Raw genomic sequence first — 5843 nt, 5'->3', positions numbered from 1 at the left:
CCACGCCCGCCCCTGCGGGCGTCAGTCCGGCTGCCGGGCGCACCAACAGCGCGGGGCGCGCCGACGAGGCCAGCATGTCCCCGGCAAGGCCCCGCCGGACCGGGTTGCGGTGCATGAACGCGTAGACGAAACCAGCCAGCAGCAGGACAAGGGCAAGAACGATCAGCTTGGGCATGGGTCACCTGGTTATGTTGGCCATTGGGGCATGGCAACACGCGAGACAGTGAAAGGTGTGCAGACCGATACGGGCAGGCACGGCACAAGCCGCACCTGCCCGTTCAGCTACTTTTCGCTGGGCAGATTGCTCACGGGTTCCATGCGCCCCGCCATGCGCCCCAGATTGCGCACCTGTACCTTGCTTGAATCAGACGCGAAGCGCTCCGCCATCGCCCCCGCCTCAGGGTAGGCCAATACCGTGAACGCCGCGCGCGACCGCGCCTCGAACTCTCCCAGCAGGGCCGCCGCGTGTCCGGCTGGCTGCTGCCCGGCGTCAAGGGCATCCGTCAATTGTTCCCCCACTCCGGCAGGTATGGGCTCGCGGTATTCCACCACCAGCTTCACCGCCCGGAAGTCGGACAGTTGCGTGTAGCGCCGCACCAGCCACCGCCACTCCCCCTCGTCGGCGTGCAGCGTGGGCGGCGCGGGCAACATGAGGGCGAACGGGTCCGCCGATGCAGGCATCAGAAACGTTGCGCCGATGAAACGCGCAGGACCAGTGGCATAGGCGTCGCGCCGCACTTCACGCCAAGGGCTGGAAACGTCCAGTTCCCACTGCCAGCCGCCAGGCACTTCGCTCAGCAGCACGGCCAGTTGGCGTTCGCGTGTGACATCGGCGTAGAAGGCCCAGCCCACGTCGGCGTGCCGCAGCCCCAATTCCGTATCCAGCAAGGGAGACGCCGCTCCGCTGCCCAGCAGGTCGAACCCGGCGGCCGGACGTACCAGCACCGGCGGACGCGATGACGACACGACATCCTTGCCGCTCAGGCCGCGCGTAAGCGGCGCGCAGGCGGTCACAAGCAGGACGGCTGCCGCCACCAAGAGTAACGGGAAAAAACGGGATGACCAAAAGGCGGCACGGGCGGGACGCCTTCCGAAAAGATGCAGCCTCAACATGATTGTCTCCTTTGCGGGCTGTACGGCCCATCGACCGTCTGCCGGCCAGACCGCGAACCTGCCAAGTCGCCCATACGACCGGAAGGGCACCCCGGGCATGCGCACGCACGCCTCCGGTCACCCCCGCCCTCCTTCCGGCAAGTCCGCCAGCCGGGCAGTCACGCACGCCATACAGCGTAACCACTGCCGCAGAAAAATCCAGCCCTGCAAACGAGAAAAGGCCGCCCCGTTGGGGGCGGCCCTCCCGTAAACCGTGCCGGGATGGAGAGGCGTCTTCTTCGTCCCTGGCGCGGGGTCTATCGTGCGCTCATGGCGCGCAGCAACCCGGTGCCCGCGGTGTACCCCCCCGGTTGTACGCCGGTTCCGCAGGGCCGGTGTCCGCATCCATCCCCGCCGCATGGGCAGGAAGGAAATGCGGCCTGGCTTCCGTCCGCTAGTCCGCCTGTTTGCGAATGAAGGACGGAATCTCGAACTCGTCCTCGTCGAAGATGAAGTCCTCTTCGCCGGGGGCGTGGGTATTGATGCGGTTCACCGTGGCCTGCACCTGGCCCTGCTTGCGCAGGTAGGCGGGAATGCTGCGGTCGTCGTCGGAAAACCCGCCAAGGCCACGCGGCTGCGCAGGCTGCGGGGCGGGCTTGGCCTGCTGCATCTGTTCCGCGCGCGGCTGCGCGGCGGAGCGGGGAGCGGGCTGGGCCTGTCCCAGGGAACCGCCCTTGCGGAACGGGGTGACGGTGCCCGACTTGCCCGCGCCTTCAACACCCACCATGTCCGCGTCGATGCCGGTGGCAATGACGGTGATGCGCATTTCCTCGCCCGCCGTGTCGTCGAACACGGTGCCGAAGAAGATGCGCGCGTCTTCGTGCGCGGCTTCCTGGATGATCCCGGCGGCTTCGCTGACTTCGTCGATGGTCAGGTCCGGTCCGCAGGTGATGTTCATGAGCACGCCGCGCGCGCCGTCGATGGACACGTCTTCCAGCAGCGGGCTGGTGATGGCCTTCATGGCGGCCTCGCGGGCGCGCGATTCGCCGCGGGCGATGCCCGCACCCATCATGGCCAGGCCCGATTCGCCCATCACCGCCTTCACGTCCGCGAAGTCCAGGTTGATGAGGCCGGGCACCATGATCAGGTCGGAAATGCCCTTCACCGCGAAGTACAGCACTTCATCGGCCTTCTTCAGCATTTCGACGAAGGTGGCCTTCTTGGGGGCCAGGGACAGCAGGCGGTCGTTGGGAATGGTGATCAGGCTGTCCACATGCTCGCGGAATTCCGAGATGCCCACTTCCGCAGCTTCAAGGCGCTTCTTGCCTTCGAAGAAGAACGGCTTGGTGACCACGCCCACGGTCAGCGCGCCAAGTTCCTTGGCCGCCTGCGCGATGACTGGGGCCGCGCCGGTGCCGGTGCCGCCGCCCATGCCCGCGGTGACGAAGACCATGTCGGCCTCGCCGATGGCGTCCTTGATGGCGCTCATGCTTTCAAGGGCGGCATCGCGGCCGATGCCGGGGTTGGCGCCCGCGCCAAGGCCCTTGGTCAGCTTGTCACCGAGCTGGATCTTGAGTTCGGCGGAAGACCGGCTAAGGGCCTGGATATCGGTGTTCGCCGCAATGAAGGTAACGCCCTTCAGCGCGGAGGATATCATGTTCTGGACCGCGTTGCCGCCACCGCCGCCGACGCCGATGACCTTGATCTTCGCAGTGCTTTCGGCATCGATCTCGTGAAATTCCATACGCCTCTCCTTGTCCGAATGACTATTCCGTTGGACCCGCGGTTTACGAGATGTCGGAGAACCATTTGCGCATGCGCGACAGCACGCGGTTGAACACGTTTCCGTCGCGGATGCGGAACTTGAGTTCAAGGCCCTCCTTTTCGGCGCCGTAGCGCAAAAGCCCCACGGCGGTGGCGAACTTCGGGCTGTTCACCACGTCACGCAGCCCGCCCACATTCCGGGGGTAGCCGATGCGGGTAGGCATGTTGAAAATCTGCTCGCCAAGTTCCTGGCACCCGTCGATGAGGGCCGTGCCGCCGGTCAGCACCACGCCCGCCCCGATCATGTTCTTGAAGCCGGAGCGGACGAGTTCCTGATCCACCAGCGACAGGATCTCCTCCATGCGGGGTTCGCAGATTTCGGCAAGCACCTGGCGCGACAGGCGGCGCGGATCGCGCCCGCCCACGCTCGGCACCTCGATGAGGTCGTCGTTGCGCACAAGGTCGGCCATGGCGCAGCCGTACTTGACCTTGATCTTTTCGGCCGAAACCATGGGGGTGCGCAACCCGAACGCGATGTCGTTGGTCAGGTTCTGTCCGCCCAGCGCAAGCACGCCCGTGTGCTTGATGGAATCGTTGGAGAACACGGCGATGTCGGTGGTGCCGCCGCCAAGGTCGACGAGGGCGACGCCAATCTCCCTCTCTTCCTCGGTCAGCACGGCCTTGCTGGAGGCCAGCGCCTCGAGCACGATGTCCGACACGTCGAGCCCGCTCCTGTGGCAGGAACGCACGATGTTCTGGGCGGATGTCACGGCGCCCGTGACGATGTGCACCTTGACCTCGAGCCGCACGCCCGCCATGCCGAGCGGGTCGGCAATGCCGCGCTGGTCGTCCACGATGTATTCCTGCGGAAGGATGTGGATGACTTCGCGGTCCAGCGGAATGGCCACGGCTTTCGCCGCGTCAAGCGCGCGTTCCACGTCTTTGGGGCCCACCTCGCCGCCCTTGACGGCGATGACGCCATGACTGTTGAAGCCCTTGATGTGGCTGCCCGCGATACCCGCATAGACCGAACGGATTTCGCAGCCGGCCATCAACTCGGCTTCTTCGAGAGCTTTCTTGATGGACTGGACGGTCTGCTCGATGTTGACCACCACGCCCTTGCGCAGGCCGGTGGAGGGACTGGTGCCGATGCCGACGATATCGACCCCGTCGGGCGTGGCTTCACCCACGACCGCGCAGATTTTCGTGGTACCGATATCAAGGCCGACAATCAGATCCGACTTGGGCATCTGCTACTCCTGTTTACGCGATGCCGAACGGGTGCCATGGGGGCTGCCCGTGCGGTTTCGCACTGCCGGGTCAGCCGCCGAGGGCGGCGTCCTTCTGTACCCAGACGTTGACGCCCCCCGCCTTTACCTCGCGGACCTGCTTCAATTCGCCCCGACGGGCAAGGTCGTCGAGCACCTTACCCAGCCTGTCGAGGTTGCCGCGCCAGTCTTCCAGCGCGACACTGAGCCGCAGGTCGCTGTTTTCCAGATACAGTTCCACGCCCTTGCCAGGGCTGAGGCGCACCCACGAAACCAGGGCGATATCCACGGGCAGCCTGGCCCGCTTCAGATCGCCGGTTATCTCGGGCAGCCGCTCCAGCGCGTCCTCCGCCCCCGCTTCGACTTCCAGCGTGGGCAGCGAGGTGAACCGGCCCGCCCCCACCGGGGCGATGATGTTGCCGTGTTCGTCGGCGTAGAGCAGTTCTGCGCCGCGCTGTACCCAGAACTTCGGTTCCCGTTCAGCGACTTTTATCGCAAATCCGTCAGGAAGCAACCTTTTTACGGACACTTCCGTAATCCAGGGGTTGCGTAGCAGCCCGGACTCCATGTCCGCGATATTCACCGCAAGACTGTTCGCACCGGGGGCAATACCCGCCAGCCCCAGAATTTCCTCTTGTCTTAACCTCAAATTGCCGGAGACTTCAATAGTTTTGACTGCAAAATATTCAGATCTCGTCGCATATCTGTAGAGGTACAACAAACCTATGCTTATGCCGACAAGCAGAGATACGGATAACACCATGGTAAAGATCCATTTGGCGAACGACAGCAGCCCGTTGCCGGGATGCAGCGTGACTTTTTGCGGCTTCACGCTTTTTCTGCTGTACGCATTTTTCGCGCCTTTTTTTCCGCGCGACAACGCTATCGCCATGACCAGACCTTCACTTCAAGTTCAAGATCTATTTCAAAACGTTCACTCACGGCAACTTTTGCAAACTGCAGTAAACTGAAAGCATCTTTTGCAGTGCCATGCCCTTCGTTAACCATGAAGTTGGCATGCATCGTTGAAAACGACATATCACCGATGCGGTATCCCTTCAGCCCTGCCGCGTCCAGCAGCTTGCCAGCGGGATTCAACGGCGAGGGATTGCGGAACACACACCCCGCACTGTGTGACAGTACCGGTTGTGTCGCTTTTTTCTTCAGGTAGTTGCCACGCATGGCGGCATGCACCACGGCGCTGTCGCACCGCGCCAAGGCGAAAGTGGCGGCGGTGACAAGATACCAGCCGTCCAGCGGCGCGCCTGCCGCGTCCAGCACCTCAAAATGACGATAGCCGTAACGGAACCTGTCGCGGCCCAGCATCACGTGGCCCAGCGCGGGCGAGAACACGGAAACGGCATGCAGCGCGGCGCCGCATTCGCACCCGTAGGACCCGGCGTTCATGGCCACCGCGCCGCCAACGGCACCGGGTATGCCCGCCAGCCCCTCCATGCCGCACAGCCCCCACGAGGAGAGCCGTGACACCAGGCGCGGCAAACGTTGCGCCGCGCCCACGCGCACCAGCACGCGACCGTCCAGGGTTTCGCCGGTGATTTCCGGCGCGCCGTCAAAGGGGCCGCCGCCATCCAGCGCCACCACCACCACGGGCAGTTCGCCGTCGTCGGCAAGGATGTTGCTGCCGCAGCCCAGCATGCGCGGCTCTCCGCCAAGGCGGGCCAGCGCACCGGGCAACTCGTCCAGGTCCTGCGGCCCGGC

The 5843-nt window shown here is 64.5% G+C and carries 5 protein-coding genes; all 5 read right to left on the bottom strand.

What is annotated here, in order from left to right:
* Positions 1-282 precede the first annotated feature (282 nt).
* The gene (locus FVW27_RS06315; RefSeq protein WP_167123681.1) at positions 283-1113 is read right to left on the bottom strand and encodes a DUF4851 domain-containing protein; all 831 of its coding nucleotides are present in this window, start codon (positions 1111-1113) and stop codon (positions 283-285) included.
* A gap of 433 nt (positions 1114-1546) precedes the next feature.
* Complete coding sequence (gene ftsZ / locus FVW27_RS06310) at positions 1547-2836, bottom strand: cell division protein FtsZ (RefSeq protein WP_167123679.1); 1290 nt, start codon at positions 2834-2836, stop codon at positions 1547-1549.
* A 43-nt stretch (positions 2837-2879) separates the two neighbouring features.
* Complete coding sequence (ftsA, locus tag FVW27_RS06305) at positions 2880-4106, bottom strand: cell division protein FtsA (RefSeq protein ID WP_012612098.1); 1227 nt, start codon at positions 4104-4106, stop codon at positions 2880-2882.
* Positions 4107-4176: 70 nt separating this feature from the next.
* Positions 4177-5016: a cell division protein FtsQ/DivIB gene (locus FVW27_RS06300; RefSeq protein WP_167123677.1), complete on the bottom strand. Its 840-nt coding sequence runs from the start codon at positions 5014-5016 to the stop codon at positions 4177-4179.
* On the bottom strand, positions 5007-5843 hold an 837-nt coding region (gene murB / locus FVW27_RS06295), incomplete at its 5' end, for a UDP-N-acetylmuramate dehydrogenase (protein ID WP_167123675.1). The genes FVW27_RS06300 and murB, both read right to left, overlap by 10 nt.

The organism is Nitratidesulfovibrio liaohensis (genome assembly GCF_011682075.1).
GTDB lineage: Bacteria > Desulfobacterota > Desulfovibrionia > Desulfovibrionales > Desulfovibrionaceae > Cupidesulfovibrio > Cupidesulfovibrio liaohensis.
Note: the sequence above shows the minus strand (reverse complement) of the source record. Positions and strands in the feature narration are given on the sequence as shown.